Origin of the sequence: Castellaniella sp. (genome assembly GCF_034674885.1) — a bacterium.
Taxonomy (GTDB): Bacteria; Pseudomonadota; Gammaproteobacteria; order Burkholderiales; family Burkholderiaceae_B; genus Castellaniella.
In genome coordinates, this window is record NZ_JAUCDS010000009.1 from 41,785 (window position 1) to 58,536 (window position 16,752).

General features: G+C 66.2%; 14 protein-coding genes. 8 read left to right on the forward strand and 6 right to left on the reverse strand.

Annotation, left to right across the window (positions count from 1 at the left end; translation table 11 throughout):
- Window positions 1-4: 4 nt before the first annotated feature.
- Window positions 5-3,583, reverse strand: coding sequence for an exodeoxyribonuclease V subunit gamma (gene recC, locus VDP74_RS07220; protein WP_322998955.1), 3,579 nt, complete (start codon window positions 3,581-3,583; stop codon window positions 5-7).
- Window positions 3,584-3,712: 129 nt separating this feature from the next.
- Here recC and VDP74_RS07225 point away from each other — a divergent pair, with 129 nt between their 5' ends.
- Entirely contained in the window at window positions 3,713-4,501 is a 789-nt protein-coding gene (locus VDP74_RS07225) for a YggS family pyridoxal phosphate-dependent enzyme (RefSeq protein WP_322998956.1), read from the forward strand.
- Window positions 4,502-4,686: 185 nt separating this feature from the next.
- The gene (locus VDP74_RS07230; protein ID WP_322998957.1) at window positions 4,687-5,172 is read left to right on the forward strand and encodes a Spy/CpxP family protein refolding chaperone; all 486 of its coding nucleotides are present in this window, start codon (window positions 4,687-4,689) and stop codon (window positions 5,170-5,172) included.
- Between the two features lie 63 nt (window positions 5,173-5,235).
- Here VDP74_RS07230 and VDP74_RS07235 read toward each other — a convergent pair whose 3' ends face one another.
- Complete coding sequence (locus tag VDP74_RS07235; protein WP_322998958.1) at window positions 5,236-5,721, reverse strand: C40 family peptidase; 486 nt, start codon at window positions 5,719-5,721, stop codon at window positions 5,236-5,238.
- A 154-nt stretch (window positions 5,722-5,875) separates the two neighbouring features.
- Here VDP74_RS07235 and VDP74_RS07240 point away from each other — a divergent pair, with 154 nt between their 5' ends.
- Both VDP74_RS07240 and VDP74_RS07245 read left to right on the forward strand, forming a co-directional pair.
- Window positions 5,876-6,541, forward strand: a complete 666-nt coding sequence (locus VDP74_RS07240) for a c-type cytochrome (RefSeq protein WP_322998959.1) — start codon at window positions 5,876-5,878, stop codon at window positions 6,539-6,541.
- On the forward strand, window positions 6,538-7,470 hold the full coding sequence (locus VDP74_RS07245) for a c-type cytochrome (RefSeq protein ID WP_322998960.1): 933 nt from the start codon (window positions 6,538-6,540) through the stop codon (window positions 7,468-7,470). Before VDP74_RS07240 ends, VDP74_RS07245 begins: the two co-directional genes overlap by 4 nt.
- 40 nt (window positions 7,471-7,510) lie before the next feature.
- On the opposite strand, the gene VDP74_RS07250 is transcribed toward VDP74_RS07245, so the two are convergent.
- Together VDP74_RS07250 and VDP74_RS07255 are read right to left on the reverse strand one after the other, a co-directional pair.
- A complete protein-coding gene (locus VDP74_RS07250; protein ID WP_322998961.1) occupies window positions 7,511-8,197 on the reverse strand; it encodes a response regulator in 687 nt (228 codons plus the stop codon).
- Window positions 8,194-9,579 carry an ATP-binding protein gene (locus tag VDP74_RS07255; protein ID WP_322998962.1) on the reverse strand — a complete coding sequence of 462 codons (1,386 nt, stop codon included), beginning with the start codon at window positions 9,577-9,579 and terminating at the stop codon, window positions 8,194-8,196. Before VDP74_RS07255 ends, VDP74_RS07250 begins: the two co-directional genes overlap by 4 nt.
- 55 nt (window positions 9,580-9,634) lie before the next feature.
- On the opposite strand from VDP74_RS07255, the gene VDP74_RS07260 reads away from it, so the two are divergent.
- Window positions 9,635-10,600, forward strand: a complete 966-nt coding sequence (locus VDP74_RS07260; protein ID WP_322998963.1) for an ABC transporter ATP-binding protein — start codon at window positions 9,635-9,637, stop codon at window positions 10,598-10,600.
- The gene (locus tag VDP74_RS07265; protein ID WP_322998964.1) at window positions 10,597-11,358 is read left to right on the forward strand and encodes an ABC transporter permease; all 762 of its coding nucleotides are present in this window, start codon (window positions 10,597-10,599) and stop codon (window positions 11,356-11,358) included. The genes VDP74_RS07260 and VDP74_RS07265 overlap by 4 nt, the downstream gene beginning before the upstream one ends.
- Window positions 11,359-11,489: 131 nt before the next feature.
- Here VDP74_RS07265 and VDP74_RS07270 read toward each other — a convergent pair whose 3' ends face one another.
- Window positions 11,490-12,617 carry an aminotransferase class V-fold PLP-dependent enzyme gene (locus VDP74_RS07270; protein ID WP_322998965.1) on the reverse strand — a complete coding sequence of 376 codons (1,128 nt, stop codon included), beginning with the start codon at window positions 12,615-12,617 and terminating at the stop codon, window positions 11,490-11,492.
- 106 nt (window positions 12,618-12,723) lie between these two features.
- On the opposite strand from VDP74_RS07270, the gene VDP74_RS07275 reads away from it, so the two are divergent.
- The gene (locus VDP74_RS07275) at window positions 12,724-14,007 is read left to right on the forward strand and encodes an EAL and HDOD domain-containing protein (RefSeq protein WP_322998966.1); all 1,284 of its coding nucleotides are present in this window, start codon (window positions 12,724-12,726) and stop codon (window positions 14,005-14,007) included.
- The gene (locus VDP74_RS07280; RefSeq protein WP_322998967.1) at window positions 14,004-15,218 is read left to right on the forward strand and encodes a benzoate/H(+) symporter BenE family transporter; all 1,215 of its coding nucleotides are present in this window, start codon (window positions 14,004-14,006) and stop codon (window positions 15,216-15,218) included. Before VDP74_RS07275 ends, VDP74_RS07280 begins: the two co-directional genes overlap by 4 nt.
- 57 nt (window positions 15,219-15,275) lie before the next feature.
- On the opposite strand, the gene VDP74_RS07285 is transcribed toward VDP74_RS07280, so the two are convergent.
- A complete protein-coding gene (locus VDP74_RS07285) occupies window positions 15,276-16,727 on the reverse strand; it encodes an aldehyde dehydrogenase (RefSeq protein WP_322998968.1) in 1,452 nt (483 codons plus the stop codon).
- Window positions 16,728-16,752 lie beyond the last annotated feature (25 nt).

Genomic DNA, 16,752 nt, shown 5'->3' on the forward strand with positions numbered 1-16,752 from the left:
GCCATCATGCCGAGCCCGCCCGCGCGGCACGCCGACGTGCATCCGCCGGCAGCTCGTCCGATAGCGCGCCATACAGGGACCGGGCCAGGACAAAGAACTGCCCATTCTCGGCCAGGGCTGCGAAATCAGGGTAGCAGCGGCGCAGGTACAGATCCCGTTCGATGGTCCGGTCGTAGGCTTCGCGAGCGGCTTGCCAGGCCCCGCCGTCTTCCCGAGGATCAGATCCGGAGCGCAGCCAGGCGCCTGCGGCGTTGACGTCCACCGGCAGGGCCGCCTGCATGCCGGTGCGCCAGCAGGCCCACCAATCCTGCCAGATCGCCTGGGCCGCCTCCGGCGACAAGGGTTCGAAGGTGACTTGCCCCTTGGGGCTGATCAGCAGCGTCGTCAGGGAACGGCCCTGCACGTGCGCCGCGACGTGTTCCACCCAGGCCCCCAACAGGGCCTTGAAACGGTACCGGTTCCTGTCGCTGACCAGATGCCCGGCCTGCAACAGCACGCGGCACCAGCCGCCCTGATCGTCGCGCCGCCAGCCGTTCAGGACATCCTCGAAGCGCCAGTCCTCGCTCTGCGCCACTGGCGCCGCCGTGCACAGGCGCAGGGGCTCCGCCACCTGGACAGGCCACTCTTCGCAAGCCTTCACATAGGCCGTCAGCGCCGGATCCAGCGCTCGGCGCAGGGCACCGGCAGCCGCCCGGCCCAAAGCGCCGTCGACCAGAGCGCCGCGCCGCTGCAGGCGCTGCAGGCCCTGGTCGAGCGCCTGATCGATCAGGGGCCCCACGCCTTCCTGGCTGTCCCTTTTCGACGTTCCTCGCTCTGCCGCGACAGCGGCATCCAGGAGTTCCTGGTTCAGGCGCCAGCGTTCGAGCTGATCAAGCACGTAGGGCTCATCCTCGTCGAGCGCCGCATCGGCATCCCGGAAGCTGACCTGCAAGCGCTGCTGGAAGAAATTCCGGACAGGATGCGCCAGGAAGGCGCCCAGCCGCCCCAGGGTGAGGGGTGCGTCGGACGGCGCCAGCGGCAGCAGGCCAGCCATGGCGGCTGTCGTATCGGGCGCCTGTCGGGCAGCCAACTGCGCGATGCGCCATTCGACGGCATAGGTGAACAGGCCCTGCTGGCCGTCGTCCGGCCGCAGGGAAAAGTATCGCCGACTGAACGGCTGCAAGGGATGGTGGCAGGTCAGGGATTCGGCTAGGGACGACTTCGCATCCACGCCGCGCCACCCCCGATCCAGATGTTCCCGCAGCTGGGCCACCAGCACCGACGGCGGCTGCTCGGCATTGTCCTGGATGCTGTGGCCGATCCAGGAGATGCTCAGTTGCTCGCGCGCCGACAGCAGGGCTTCCAGAAACAGGTAGCGGTCGTCTTCCCGCCGCGAGCGGTCCCCCGAACGCGGGTGCGTGGCCATGAGATCCATGTCCGACGGCGGCCGGATTCGAGGAAAAGCGCCATCCTGCATGCCCAGCAGGCAGACCCGCCGAAATGGAATGGCCCGCATCGGCATCAGCGTGGCAAAGGTCACGGCGCCCGCAAAAAACCGCTGGGACAGCCCCCCCTGATCCAGCCCCCCCAGACAATGCTCGACCACGATGGCCGAGGGCAAGGGTTCGTCCAGGCCGGCGGCCTGGCACTGCTGCAGCCACGTCTGCAGACTCTCGCGAAAACGGCTCAGGACCAAGGCATCGGCATCCTGATCCGGCGCAAAGCAATCATCCAGCAGGGCCTGCAGGCAACTGCCCCAGGCCGACGGGCTGGCGGGCTCGCTGAGCAGCCGCCAGTAGTGATCCAGGGTATCCAGGAAATGGGCCAGCCCGCCCAGGACGGCAGCCTGCAAGCCGGCAGGTTCGTCGTAAGGTTCGATCCCTTGCCAGGCGGGGGCGTCGTCGCCGGACGCATAGCCCAGCAGCATGCGTCGCAGGCCGAAATCCCAGGTATGGCGATGCGCCGCCTGGGGGCTTTGATCCAGATCGAACACTGCCCGATGATCTGCATGCAACCCCCAGCGGACCTGGGATTCCCGAGCCCAGGTCTGCAGCAACGGCAGATCCTCGGCGGCGATCCCGAAGCGCTGCCGCAAGGCCGGAACTTCCAGCCATTCCAGGACTTCGTTGATCCCCAGACGCAGGCGCGGCAGCGACAGCAGCTGTTCCAGCACGATCACCAGTGGATCGGCGCGGCGCGAACTGCGGTCTGCCAGGGCATACGGGATGTGGCGCCAGTCGCGCGAACCGTACAGGCCGAACACGGCCTGGATGTGCGGCGCATAGGCCTCGATGTCGGGCACCATGACGATGATGTCACGCGGCTGCAAGGTGGGATCCGCCTGAAAGGCCGCCAGCAGCTGGTCCTGAAGGATCTCGACTTCGCGCTGAGCGCTGTGGGCCACCTGGAAGCGGATGGACATATCGCGTGCCGGGTCCACGTCGGGCCAAAGCGTCCGGGTCTCCGACAGCGGCCGCAGATCGCGGATGTCGTCCTGCAACTGGGCCAGCAGGCTGGCGCCGGGCAGTTCTTCGAAGGCGTCGATGCGTCGGTGCAGGACGGCGAATTGCGGATCCCAGCGGGCTCGCTGGGCAGGGTCGTCGAAATCGTCGAGCATGCCGATATAGTCGCGCCCCTGGCGTCCCCAGGACGCCAACAGCGGATGCGTCTGCTGATGCAGGGCCGCGTCGTCCAGGACGTCGGGCATGCCCGGCCGGCGGGCCTGTCGGCGAAACCGTGCTCGCAGCAAGTCCCGGTCGCCCTGGATGTCCGCCCAGTAATGGGCGCAAGGATTATGGACACAGACCAGGATCTGCACCCAGCGCGACAGGCCGGCCAAGGCCTCGAAGGTCTGACGCGGCATGGCGGAAATGCCGAACACCAGGATGCGGCGCGGCAGGCCGGCAGGGCGATCCGCCGCATCGGCCGACAGCACCCGGGACATGAAGGCTTCGTGGATGGCGGCGCGGCCGGCCCGGTCCCCCTGTGCGGCCGGGATATCTGGCCGGGCAATCAGGTCATCGAGCAAGGCTCGCCACAAATGCGCCTGCCAGGCCTGGGTCGCGGGCAAGTCCTGATCTTGCCCCCGGCCATCGGGGAGCACCATGCGGCCTTCGGACCAGGCCTGCAGCCAGTCGGCCCGATAGACCTGATACTGATCGAACAGGTCTGCCAGGCGGCCGGCCAACTGATAACGTTTGCGCACGTCGGCATCATCGGCCAGGAACTGCTGCAGCACGGTGTATTCGGGCCGATCCAGCACTGCGGGCAGCAGGCGCATCAGGCGCCAGACCAGGGCGTCCTTGTCCAGCGGCGAGTCTTCCGGCACGGCGCCGGCCCCCAGCACGCTGCGATAGGCCTGCCACATGAACCGCGAGGGCAGCAGGAAATCCAGGGCTGCCGCGATGCCGCCATGGGCATCCTGAGCCAGCGCCAGGCGCAGCCACTGGGCAATGCCGTTGCTGTGTACCAGCAGGCATTCGTTTTCGAGCGGGGCCAGCGGGTTGTGCCGCATCCAGGCCACCAGGACGTCGCGCAGCTGTTCGGCCCGGTTGCCGTGCACCAGCACCAGGCCTGGCATCAGATCCGTCGCCGGTTCCCGCATTCGCACCTCCTGTCCTCAACAGCAGCATGATACGGGATCCGGCCCGCAAAGCCAGCTGCCGACCCGGATCCCAGCCGGCAATTGAGGGTATCCTTAATGGGTTTCGTACCGCATGACCCGAGGCTGTCCATGAGCGCTGTTTCCCCGATCCGTCCGGCCTACCAGACGGCGTCTTCCCAGGAAGAAATCCAGGCCAATCTGGCCGACATCCGGCACCGGATCGACAGTGCCTGCGCCCGCGCCGGCCGCGACCCGGCCGAGGTACGCCTGCTGCCGGTCAGCAAGACCGTGGATGAGTCCCGGATCCGCATGGCCTATGCGGCGGGCTGCCGCTTGCTGGGCGAAAACAAGGTCCAGGAAGCCTACGGCAAATGGGAAACCATGAGCGACCTGGACGACCTGCACTGGGCGGTCATCGGACACCTGCAGACCAACAAGGCGAAGTTCGTGGCCCGCTTCGCGCAGGAATTCCAGGCCCTGGACAACCTGCGCGTGGCCGAAGCCCTGGACCGCCGGCTGCAGGAAGAAGGCCGCAGCCTGGACGTATTCGTGCAGGTCAATACCTCGAACGAAGACAGCAAATTCGGTTTGCCGCCCGACCAGGTCCTGGATTTCGTCCGCGCCCTGCCGGCTTATGGCAGCCTGCGGGTGCGCGGTCTGATGACGCTGGCGCTGTTCTCGTCCGACGAAAGCCATGTACGGCCTTGTTTCGTGCTGCTGCGTTCCCTGCGCGACCAACTGCGCCAGGACGCCCCCCAGGGCGAGGCCTTCGCCGAGCTGTCGATGGGCATGTCGGGAGACTTCGAATGGGCCATCGAAGAAGGCGCCACTACCGTGCGCGTGGGCCAGGCGATCTTCGGTTCGCGGGCGCTGCCAGACAGCTACTACTGGCCCGAAGGCGCCGCCAAGCCGCAGTGACCAATCGCAGTGGCCAGCCGCCGCGTCCGGCTACCGTCGGTGCCGGCGCTCCGGCGGCCTGCTTCACGGCCAATGCGGGATTCATATTTTTTTCACATTTCGTCCACGGTTGCGCCGCAGTCGGTCCGTAATCTGTCTCCATCGCCGCACCACCCTGGCGCGGTCAAATCAGAAGGACACCGACCATGACGATCCACGCTTCCCGCACTCTTTCCGTTTTGGCCCTGGCAACTGCCATCGTCGCCGCGCCCCTGGCCGCCAGCGCGGCCCCCGGCCCGCAATCCGAAGGCATGCGCACCCATCAGCGGGCAGACCATCACGCACGATCCATGCACGGCGACCGCTGGCTGCGTGGCCTGGACCTGACCCAGGACCAGCAAGACCAGATCTTCAAGATCCGCCATGATCAGGAACAGGCCGTCTACGATCAGAAAAAAGCCGTGAAGGCCGCTGCCGGCACGCTGCGCGAACTGGGCCGCGCAGACTCGTTCGATCAGGCGAAGGCCAAACAGGCCGCCGACGCCCTGGGTCAGGCCCAGGGGCAGCTGGCCCTGCTGCGGGCGCAATCCATGGCACAGATCCGCGCCGTGCTGACACCCGAACAGCGCCAGACACTGGCGGAACACCATCAACGCAAGGACAAGGGCACAGCCAAGACGACGAAATCCTGATCCTGGCGCATTCTCCCTGATCACTTCCAAGGCCCCTGCGGGGGCCTTTCTGTTGGACAACGATCAGCTGCCGAACAAGGTCCCGACCGACTGGAAGTGCTTGCGGTAATACGGGTTGTCCAGGGAATCGATACGCACCTGCCCGCCCGAGGACGGCGCGTTGATGAAACGCCCATCCCCGACATAAATCCCCATATGGGAATTGGGCTGGCCCAGCGTATTGAAAAACACCAGGTCGCCCGGCTGCAGCCTGCTGCGGGCGATCGGCCGGCTGAGCTGCGCGATCTGATCGGTGTTGTGCGGCAGTGCCGTGCGCGTTGCCGTGGCAAATACGTATTTGACCAGGCCACTGCAGTCGAAGCCCCGCGCCGGACGGGCGCTGCCGTAGCGGTACTGGGTATCCAACAGGCTGAGCGCCGTCATCACGACCTCTGTCCGCTCGGCGGGATTGATCGGCGACAGCGCCCGGCTGGTGTGCCCGGTACCCGCAGGCCCGGCACAGCCCACCAGAATGGCCGCTGCCCCCATCATCAGCCACAGCTGCGCCATGCGCCGGCCAACACGAGCAATACAGCCCTGCCGCCCCTTAATGACCAAAATGTCCATGTTTATAATATTGAGGCATATAGACCCCATGCCATACCGAGGAAGAAGCATGAATACACGCCACGGTCTCAGGCCAAGCCTGAGATGGAAATCTATTTTGGCAGGTTGCCTGACTTTGTCGGCCCTGTCCACTGTCCAGGCCGACGCGCTGCTGGACCAGGGCAAGCAGATCTACACCCAGGGGGTGGCAGGCGCCCCCGCCTGTCTGGCCTGTCACGGCGCCCAGGGCGAAGGCTCCGCCGCCGCCAATTTTCCGTACCTGGCAGGCCAGGGCGCCGTCTACCTGCAGGAACAATTGCAGGCACTGGCCGACGGCAGCCGCCAGAACGCCATCATGAAACCGATTGCCTCGGCGCTGTCGGTCCCGCAACGACAAGCCGTAGCAGCCTATGTCGCATCCCTGCCCCACCCCTGGGATCCCGCCAGGGTGGCCGATCAGGCGCAGACCTACCCGGACGTCAAGGATGCCGGCGCATGGCTGGCCAATCGCGGCGACTGGTCCAAGCAGGTGCCGGCCTGTACCCAATGCCATGCCGCAGGAGGCATCGGCGTGGGCGAAGATTTCCCGGCCATTGCCGGTCTGAGCAAGGCCTACATCGTTGAGCAGTTCAAGCTCTGGCGCCAAGGCCAGCGCGCCAGCGGCCCGGGCGAGCTGATGGGCGACATCGCCAAACGGCTGGACGACACGCAGATCGACGCCGTCGCCACGTACTTTGCCGGCCTGCCCCAGGCGGCAGCCCCCGCTACCGGAGCCAAACAATGACGCTGAAACCATTTTGCACGCAACTTGCGGGCACGCTGATCGGCGCTGCCATCTTCGCCCTGCAGCCCGCTCAGGCGGCGGCCCCCGCGCCGCAATTCACGCCTCCGCCCGCAGACACGATCCCCGACGGGCCTTTCGGCGATGCCGTGCGGCGCGGCCAGGATATCTTCCTGCATACCGAGAAATTCGCCGGAAACTACACGGGCAATTCCCTGAACTGTTCCAGTTGCCACATGGATGCAGGCCGCCAGGCGGGCGCGTCCCCCCTGTGGGCAGCCTATGTGCTGTATCCCGCCTACCGTTCGAAGAACGGTCACGTCAATACCCTGGCAGAACGCCTGCAGGGTTGCTTCCAGTTCAGCATGAACGGCAAGATGCCGCCCGCCGACAGCGACGCCATCGTCGATCTCGAAAGTTATATGTACTGGATGGCGCAGGGCGCGCCCACCGGCGTCAAACTGGCCGGTCAAGGCTTCCCGAAACTGGCCGAGCCCGCACAGCCGGCCGACTATGTGCGCGGCCAGAAAGTCTTCGAACAGCAATGCGCCCTGTGCCACGGAGCGCAAGGCCAAGGCCAGCACGATGCCACAGGCCGCATGGTGTTTCCCGCCCTCTGGGGAGACGATTCCTTCAACTGGGGCGCCGGCATGCACTCCATCAGCACGGCGGCCGCCTTCATCCACGCCAACATGCCCCTGAGTCGCGGCGGCAGCCTCAGCGAACAACAAGCCTGGGACGTGGCGTATTTCATGAACGCCCATGAACGCCCCCAGGACCCACGCTACACGGGCGACCTGCAGGCCACGACCAAGGACCACCACGGTGGCAAACACGATCTGTACGGCCAGAAGATCAACGGCATCGTGCTGGGCGCCGGATCCACGCCATCAGGCGGACGCCTGAGCGGGCACGACCCCAAGCCCATGTAAGGCAACGTGCTGTCCGGCTCCTCTCCAGGGCCGGACAGCGTCACGAGGCATCGGCAGGCAGGTCCAGCCGGTACCCGACCCCGTACACAGAGCGGATCAGATCGTCGCCGGGCCGCACCTCGGCCAGCTTGCGGCGCAGGTTCTTCACGTGGCTGTCCACTGTGCGGTCGGTCACGATCCGGTGGTCGTCGTACAGGCCGTCCAGCACCTGGTCGCGGGTGAAGATCCGCCCGGGCTGACTGGCCAGCAGGGCGAGCAGGCGAAATTCCACCGGCGTCAGATCCAGCACCACACCGTCCAGACGCGCCTGCCAGGCATCGGCCTGGACCAACAGTCCGGCCGCCTCGAGTTGCGCCGTCGGAGGAACCGTCTCGAAGCGCCGCAACACGGCCCGCACCCGAGCCACGACTTCACGAGGACTGTAGGGCTTGCAGATGTAGTCGTCGGCCCCCAGTTCCAGGCCCAGCAGGCGGTCGATCTCTTCGGTACGAGCAGTCACCATGATCACCGGGATGCGGGTCCTGGCGCGGATGTCGCGGCAGACGTCCAGACCGTCGCGCCCTGGCAGCATCAGGTCCAGCAGCACCAGGTCGGGCGCCCATTGCGCCACCACGTCCATGACCTCCAGGCCATTGTCCACCCAACGGACGGCATAGCCGGCAGCTTCCAGGTAGGTGCGCAGGACGTCAGCGAGCTTGGGTTCGTCTTCGACGACAAGAATGTTCATGCGGTTTCCTCGTTCGTGTCATTGGCCGGCCAGCGGATCTGGATGGCCAGCCCTCCCAGATCGGACGCGGACGCGTTGATCTGCCCGTCATGGGCCTGCACGATATGGCGGCAGATCGCCAGCCCCAGGCCGGCGCCGCCATGCTGGCGGCTGCGGGATGCCTCGGCCCGGTACAGGCGTTCGAACAGCCTGGGCAGATGTTCGGCAGCGACGCCGGGGGCCGTGTCGGCGACTTCCAGCAGCAGGTCCTGCCCCTGGCGGCCGGCTCGCACGCGCACCCGCCCCGGGCTGTCGGTGTAGCGCAGACTGTTCTCCAGCAGATTGCCCACCAGTTGGGACAAGCGCCGCACATCGCCTTGCATGACCAAGCCAGGGGCCACCTGCAAGTCCAGCGCCAGGCCATGGCGATCAAAGCGATCCCGCACGGCATCTGCCGCCTGCGACACCACGGCTCCGAGATCGACGGGCTCCATGTGGTAAGTCAGGGCTCCGGCATCGGCCAGCGACAATTCGTAGAGATCATTGATCAGTTCGCTGAGCTGGCCGACTTCATGCGCCAGCGAGGACAGTGCTGTCTGGTCCAGCGGACGCAGTCCGTCCTGCAAGGCCTCGATCTCGCCACGCAGGACCGACAGCGGCGTGCGCAATTCGTGCGAAACGTCGGCCATCAGCTCGCGCCGCCATTGTTCATGGCGTTCGAGACTGTGAGCCAGGCGGTTGAAATCCCGGGCCAGGCGACCCAGTTCATCCAGCGCCCCTACCCGTACTCGCGTCCGATAGTCCCCACCGGCCAGCCGGTGCGTAGCCTGAGCCAGGCGCCGCACCGGCACCAGCAGGACCCTGGCCAGCAGGAGACTGACCAGCGCCGCCAGCAGCACCGACAGCCCTACGATCACCCAGGTCGCCCGCAACTGCCGGGACTGGAACTGCTGATCGATATCGTCATTGACCACGCGCGGCACGAATGGCGGCGTCAGCAACCACCCCACGGTTCGCCCCTGGGACACGATCGGGACCCGGCGCATGCCGGCATCCGCCCGCACCCGGGGCCCCGCCAGCCAGTCGCCCTGGCCATCCACCAGCGTCACCCGCAGCGGAGGGCCGTCATGGCCTCGATCATCGGACAGGTCGCGCCGCGACAACCGCAGACTGCGCCACCAGCGGTCGCGCCGATCCGACAGGAATTCCCAGCTGCCGGCTTCGGCGTAGTCCGTCGCCAGCAGTTGCGCCAGCGCATCCAGACGCTGATGTTCGCGTTCCTGCACGTAATCGTCAAAGCCGCTGTCGAAACTGACACGCACCGCGACACCCATGGCCAGCGCCACGAGGATGCAGCTTGCCAGAATCGCCAGAAACAGCTTGAAGGTGATGCTGGATCGCACTGATTTCTCCGTTCATCCGGGTTACGCTAAGGGGTTTTCGGGAATCCTTCGCACCATGCCAGAGACTACAGCCCTACCTACGCGCGCGCGCCTGGCCGACCCGGTCATCGCCATCCGGAACCTGAGCAAGACCTATGCCTCGGGACACCAGGCCCTGAAACAGATCGACCTGGACATCCGGGCGGGCGAGATCTTCGCCCTGCTGGGCCCCAACGGCGCTGGCAAGACCACGCTGATCAGCATCGTCTGCGGCCTGGTCAACCCCAGCACGGGCACGGTTCAGGTGGCCGGCCACGATATCGTACGCGACTATCGGGCGGCCCGCTCCGCCATCGGGCTCGTGCCCCAGGAATTGACCACCGATGCCTTCGAGACCGTCTGGGACACCGTCTGTTTCACGCGCGGACTGTTCGGCATGGCGCCGGACCCCGTCGGCCTGGAACGCATCCTGCGGTCCCTGTCGCTCTGGGAAAAGCGCGACAGTCAGTTGATGGCGCTTTCCGGCGGCATGAAGCGGCGCGTGATGATCGCAAAGGCCCTGTCGCACGAACCCGCCATCCTGTTCCTCGATGAACCGACGGCAGGTGTGGACGTGGCCCTGCGCAAGGACATGTGGAACCTGGTGCGTTCCCTGCGAGCGACCGGGGTGACGATCATCCTCACGACTCACTACATCGAGGAAGCCGAGGAAATGGCCGATCGGGTGGGCATCATCAACCAGGGCCGGCTGCTTCTGGTCGAGCAGAAATCCAGCCTGATGCGCCAGCTGGGCCAGAAGGGCCTGACCCTGCACCTGCAAGACCCCCTGCCCCGCATCCCGGACGGCCTGAAGTCCTGGCCGCTGGATCTGACGGAGGACGGACGCGCGCTGCGCTATCGCTACGAATCGCCGCAGGCCGGCGCCGAGGTTCCCGCCCTGATGGCCGCGCTGCAGGCCGAGGGGCTGCTGCTCGCCGACCTCGATACCGAACAACGTTCCCTGGAAGACATTTTCGTCGACCTCATCAGGAGTCCGGCATGAACTGGCCCGCCATCTATGCCATCTACCGTTTCGAGATGGCCCGCACCCGGCGCACCCTGATGCAGAGCATCATCGCACCGGTGATTTCGACGTCGCTGTATTTCGTGGTGTTCGGCACGGCCATCGGCTCGCGCATCCAGCAGGTGGGCGACGTCAGCTATGGGGCCTTCATCGTGCCAGGCCTCATCATGCTGTCGCTGCTGACCCACAGCATCTCGAATGCGGCCTTCGGCATCTATTTCCCGAAGTTCACGGGCACCGTCTACGAAATCCTGTCAGCACCGCTGTCCTACCTGGACATCCTGCTGGGCTACGTCGGGGCGGCCGCCACGAAATCCATCATTCTGGGCGTCATCATTCTGGCCACGGCCACGCTGTTCGTGCCGCTGCGCATCGACCACCCCCTGGCGATGATCGCCTTCATGGTGCTCACGGCCTTCACGTTCAGCCTGCTGGGCTTCATCATCGGCATCTGGGCCGACAATTTCGAAAAGCTGCAGTTCGTGCCGCTGCTGATCGTCACCCCCCTGACATTCCTGGGGGGCAGCTTCTATTCCATCGACATGCTGCCGCCCTTCTGGCAGCAGGTCACGCTGCTGAACCCGGTGGTGTACCTGGTCAGCGGCTTTCGCTGGAGCTTCTTCGGCCTGGCCGACGTCAACATCTGGCTCAGCCTGGGCATGACGTCGTTGTTCCTGGCGGCATGCCTGGCCATCGTCGCCTGGATCTTCCGCACCGGCTACCGGCTGCGCCCCTAGGGGTGGGGTGTTGTGCCCCCACGCTGCGCAGGCTGACGCCCGCTTGCTGCCCCCCGAGGGGGCGTTTTTACCTTGGGGCGGCCCGGCGGTAAAAAAGCCCCCACGCTGCGCAGGCGCAGGCCAGGGCAGGTCTATTGCATGCGGTCCAGCGCCTGCGCCAGGGTGCCGACGGTGCGTTCGATGTTGTGCAGCTTGTCCAGGCCGAACAGGCCGATGCGAAAGGTCTTGAAGTCCGCCGGCTCATCGCAGGCCAGGGGCACGCCGGCGGCCGCCTGCAGGCCGGCCTCGGCGAACTTGCGCGTGGACTGGATGCCGTCGTCGGTGGTGTAGCTGACCACCACGCCGGGGGCTTCGAAGCCTGGCGCCGCGACGCTCTTGAAGCCGCGTTCGCGCAACAGGGCCCGAACGGCATTGCCCAGCTGCTGCTGTTCGGCCTTGACGCGGTCGTAGCCGTAGGACCCGGTTTCCGCCATGACGTCGCGCAGCACGGTCAGGGAATCCGTGGGCAGCGTCGTGTAGTAGGCGTGGCTGCCCTTTTCGTAGGCCTCCATGATGCCCAGCCATTTGCGTAGGTCGCAGGCAAAGCTGGTGCTCTGCGTGGATTCGATGCTCTGGCGGGCAGCCTCGCCCAGCATGACCAGACCGCAGCAGGCCGACGAGGTCCAGCCCTTTTGCGGGGCCGAAATCAGGATGTCCACGCGCACATCCCGCATATCGACCCAGATCGTGCCCGATGCGATGCAATCCAGCACGAACAGGCCGCCTTCGGCGTGCACGGCATCGGCTACCCGGCGGATGTAATCGTCCGGCAGCATGATGCCGGACGCCGTTTCCACATGGGCCGCGAAGACGACGTCGGGCTTGAATTCCCGAATCGCCGCAATGACTTCGTCCGCAGGCGGCGGCGCGAAATGCGGCTGGGCGCCGGATTCGACCGGGCGGGCCTTGAGCACGCGCGATTCGGACGGGATGTCGCCGGCTTCGAAGATCTGCGTCCAGCGATAGCTGAACCAGCCATTACGGATCACCAGGCAGCGCTTGCCGGTGCCGAACTGGCGGGCCACGGCTTCCATGCCGAATGTGCCGCTGCCGGGTATCACGATGGCGGAATGAGCGCCGTACACGCTCTTCAGCGTGCTGGAAATATCGCGCATGACCGCCTGAAACGATTGGGACATGTGATTCAGGGCGCGATCGGTATAGACCACGGAATATTCCAGCAAACCATCCGGGTCGACCTGGGGTAGCAATCCTGGCATGGGTTTCTCCAGTTAAAGGACCTTCCGATTGTAGACTTCCATATAATGTCATGCGCTAAGAGCTGGGCAGCCACCAAAAGCTGCCCCTGCACCAAGACGAGCAACCATGGAGACAACCCTGATGGCCGAGCCAGACGCAGCCGCACCACACCACGAGGCCCCCGCCATCGTCCCCCCCCACCTGATCCGCCGGGAACCCATCCTGGACCAGAACCGAGGCCTGAGCGGCTATCGGCTGCGTATTCTATGGACAGACGCCGAATCAGCCGACATCGACCCGGGCGCCGCCCTGATAAAAGAGGCCAGTGAACACGGCGCCGGCAGTTTCCTGGCCTATGCGCCGCACTGGATCGATGCGACTCCGGCGCTGCTGCATAATGCCTTCACCCTGACGTTGCCGCGCAACCGCTGTTATCTGGAATTTCCCGAATCGCTGGAAATCACGCCCGAACTGATCCAGTCCCTGCAGGGGCTGGCCCACACAGGCCTGAAATTTTCCCTGCGCGGCGACCTGGCGGCGCAAGCCGAACGCGCAGCCTTGCTGCCCTTCGTCAAGGTCGTGGGTTTCGACCCCGCGCGCAGCACCAAGGCCGAGATCTTCCGCCAAAGCTTCCAGCACAAGCAAGCCAGCCGCCTGCTGATGGCGATCAACACCCCCGACAAGGCCACCCTGGACAACTTCCAGTTGCTGGGCTTCACGGTGTTCCAAGGGCATTGGCCCACGGACCTGGTGGCTGCAGCTTCACTGACGCCGCGCCAGAAAACCCTGCTGCGCCTGATCACTCTGATCATGGGCGAGGGCGAAGCCCCCGAAATCGAAGCCTGCCTGAAGCAGGACGCCGAGCTGGTCAAGACCCTGCTGGACATGGTCAACACTCCGGCCTATGGGCTCAGCCAGGAAATCGAATCCCTGAGCCAGGCCATCATGCTGCTGGGACGCCGCCAGCTGCAACGCTGGATCCAGGTCCTGATGTACACCGAGGCCGGCCGGCCAGCGGGGTACCTGTCCCCCATCCTGATCCAGGCCAGCGCCCGGGCCCACCTGATGGAATCCATGTCCACGCTGCGCTACCCTGACCAGCCGGTCCGGGCGGAATCGGCCTTCACCACCGGCATCCTGTCCATCATGGACCAGCTCTTCCAGGGCACCATGAAGGATCTGCTGGCTCAGGTGAACGTCGACGTCCCCATCCGCGACGCCCTGCTGCGACACGAAGGCGCCCTGGGCACCGATCTGCGCCTGGCCACCCTGATCTTCCCCTCGGACCGCGACATAGCCGAAGATCCAGCGCCTCTGCTGCAGACCATGGGTATCCAGGCCGAGCAGGTCAACCCCTTGATTCAGCAGGCCTTCATCTGGGCGCACGGCATCACCCGCGCCGCCCCATGACCACACCGTCCGACCCAGCGTCATCTTCCGGCCAGCCCGTGTCACGCGGGCTGGCCGGATGGTTGCGGATCTCGCACGTTGCCTCGGGATTCATCGCCGTGCTGGTGGGATACACCAGTTCGGTGGCCATCGTCTTTCAGGCGGCCAGCGCGGCCGGAGCGCAGGACGCGCAACTGGCATCCTGGATGTGGGCGCTTGGCATCGGCATGGGCATCACCTGCATCGGCCTGTCCCTGGCCTGGCGGGCACCCGTCCTGACTGCCTGGTCCACCCCAGGCGCCGCCCTGCTGGCCACCAGCCTGGGCGATATCGGACTGGCCCAGGCGATCGGGGTCTTCATCGCCAGTTCCCTGCTGATCACGCTCTGCGGCCTGACCGGCTGGTTCCAGAAAATCATGGATTGGGTGCCACGCCATCTGGCATCGGCCATGCTGGCCGGCATCCTGCTGCGCTTCGGCATGGATCTCTTCACCTCCATGCAAGGCCAGCCGACGCTGGTCATCGCCATGTTTGCGACCTTCGTCGCCGCACGGCGCCTGCTGCCACGCTACAGCGTGCCGCTGGCCCTGCTGGCGGGCATGGTCTGCGCGATCCTGCAAGGCACGCTGTCCCTGGGTGGGCTGGACTGGACTCCCGCCCACCCGGTCTGGATGGCGCCCGCATTTTCCGTATCCGCCCTGGTTGGCGTGGCGCTGCCCCTGTTCATCGTGACGATGACTTCTCAGAACGTGCCGGGCCTGGCCGTGCTGCGGGCCAACGGCTATGCCAGGGTGCCCGCTTCGCCGCTGATTTCCTGGACTGGCCTGACCGGCATCGTCCTGGCGCCGTTCGGCGGGTTCGCCTACAACCTGGCGGCCATCACGGCGGCCATCTGCATGAGCCCCGACGCCGATCCGGATACCCGCGAACGCTACAAGGCTTCCGTCTGGGCCGGCGCGTTCTACCTGCTGACAGGTATTTTCGGGGCTACCGTCGTCGCGCTGTTCGCAGCCTTCCCCCACGAACTGGTGGCTGCCATCGCCGGCCTGGCCCTGCTGGGCACTCTGGGCAACAGCATCCACGAATCGCTGCAAACCCCGGAATACCGGGAGTCCGCGCTGGTGACCTTCCTGGCGACGGCCTCGGGCATGAGCCTGCTGGGAATCGGCAGCGCCTTCTGGGGCCTGGTGCTGGGCATCATCTGCCACGCCATCCAGCAGCGGCGTGCCTGAGGTTATAGGGCGGTCGGCGCCCTGGCGACCAGGACCGCGAAGGCCTGGCCGCCGGCCTCAGAAGGGATACGCGCGCGGTGTGGTCTGGATGGTGATCCAGCGCAGATCGGTGAAGGCCTCGATCCCGGCCTTGCCCCCGAAGCGCCCGTAGCCGCTGTCCTTGACGCCGCCAAACGGCATCTGCGGTTCGTCGTGGACGGTAGGCCCATTGACGTGGCAGATGCCCGATTGCACCCGCCCCGCCACCCGCATCGCACGAGCCACGTCGGCGCCGATGACGGCGGCCGACAGGCCGTAGGCGCTGTCGTTGGCGCAGGCCACAGCGGCTTCCTCGCCCTGGACGCGCACGATGGCCTTGACCGGACCGAAGGTTTCCTCGGCGTAGATGCGCATGGCCGGTGTCACGTGATCGAGCAGCGTGGCCGGCATCAGCGTGTTGTCGGTCTTGCCGCCGCACAGCAACGTGGCGCCCTTGGCCAGGGCGTCGTCGATCATGGCGTTGCAGCGCTGTACGGTGGACATGTCCACGACGGATCCCAGCACCACCGGCCCCTGGCGTGGGTCGCCCACCGGCAGGCCCTGGACCTTTGCCGTCAGGCGCTGCACGAAGGCATCCGCGATCCGCTCGTCGACGATGATGCGTTCAGTGGACATGCAGATCTGCCCTGAATTAGCGAAGGCGCCAAAGGCAGCCGCGTTGACGGCGCAGTCCAGATCAGCGTCATCGAGGATCAGCAGCGGGGCCTTGCCGCCCAATTCCAGCACGACGGGCTTGAGGTACTGGGCGCACAGGCCGGCGATGATGCGGCCGACCTTGGTCGAACCGGTGAAGTTCACGCGTCGGGTTTGCGGATGCGCCACCAGGGCCTCGACCACGGCAGGCGCGTCCTGAGGAGCATTGGTGATGAAGTTCACCACACCGGCCGGCAGGCCGGCCTCTTGCAAGGATTCAATGATCAGGCCGTGCGTCGCCGGACACATTTCCGAGCCCTTCAGCACCACAGTGTTGCCGCAGGCCAGCGGCGTAGCCACTGCCCGCACCCCCAGAATGACCGGCGCATTCCAGGGCGCCATGCCGACCACCACGCCGGCCGGCACCCGCTGGCCCATGGCCAGATTGCCCGGCACATCCGAAGGAATGACCTCGCCGCCGATCTGCGAGGTCAAGGCGGCGGCCTCGCGCAGCATGCCGGCGGCCAGATGCACATTGAATTCCGCCCAGAGGGCCGAGGCGCCGGTTTCAGCCGCCATGGCAGCGACGAAATCCGCCTGGCGCGCCTCCAGGGCATCGGCGGCGCGACTGAGCAGGGCGCGGCGCTGGCTGGGGCCCGTCTGCGACCAGGCGGCGAACGCATCGGCAGCCGCCTGCACGGCAGCCCGGGCGTCATCGGGGCTGGCCGCAGGCGCGACCGTCGCCACCTGGTCATCCAGGGGATTGCGGCGCTCGAAGGTCCTGCCCTGGCCGGCCGGCTGGCGCCGGCCCCCGATCAACAGAGAAATGGGGCTCATGGTGTCCTCCTGTGCATGGCAAACA

Bases quoted from the DNA above. Each gene is read 5' to 3' on its own strand.
- VDP74_RS07260 (WP_322998963.1), top strand. From the start codon at position 9,635: ATGCCAGAGACTACAGCCCTACCTACGCGCGCGCGCCTGGCCGACCCG.
- VDP74_RS07235 (WP_322998958.1), bottom strand. From the start codon at position 5,721: ATGGCGCAGCTGTGGCTGATGATGGGGGCAGCGGCCATTCTGGTGGGC.
- VDP74_RS07265 (WP_322998964.1), top strand. From the start codon at position 10,597: ATGAACTGGCCCGCCATCTATGCCATCTACCGTTTCGAGATGGCCCGC.
- VDP74_RS07230 (WP_322998957.1), top strand. From the start codon at position 4,687: ATGACGATCCACGCTTCCCGCACTCTTTCCGTTTTGGCCCTGGCAACT.
- VDP74_RS07250 (WP_322998961.1), bottom strand. From the start codon at position 8,197: ATGAACATTCTTGTCGTCGAAGACGAACCCAAGCTCGCTGACGTCCTG.
- VDP74_RS07225 (WP_322998956.1), top strand. From the start codon at position 3,713: ATGAGCGCTGTTTCCCCGATCCGTCCGGCCTACCAGACGGCGTCTTCC.
- recC (WP_322998955.1), bottom strand. From the start codon at position 3,583: ATGCGGGAACCGGCGACGGATCTGATGCCAGGCCTGGTGCTGGTGCAC.
- VDP74_RS07275 (WP_322998966.1), top strand. From the start codon at position 12,724: ATGGAGACAACCCTGATGGCCGAGCCAGACGCAGCCGCACCACACCAC.
- VDP74_RS07270 (WP_322998965.1), bottom strand. From the start codon at position 12,617: ATGCCAGGATTGCTACCCCAGGTCGACCCGGATGGTTTGCTGGAATAT.
- VDP74_RS07245 (WP_322998960.1), top strand. From the start codon at position 6,538: ATGACGCTGAAACCATTTTGCACGCAACTTGCGGGCACGCTGATCGGC.
- VDP74_RS07285 (WP_322998968.1), bottom strand. From the start codon at position 16,727: ATGAGCCCCATTTCTCTGTTGATCGGGGGCCGGCGCCAGCCGGCCGGC.
- VDP74_RS07280 (WP_322998967.1), top strand. From the start codon at position 14,004: ATGACCACACCGTCCGACCCAGCGTCATCTTCCGGCCAGCCCGTGTCA.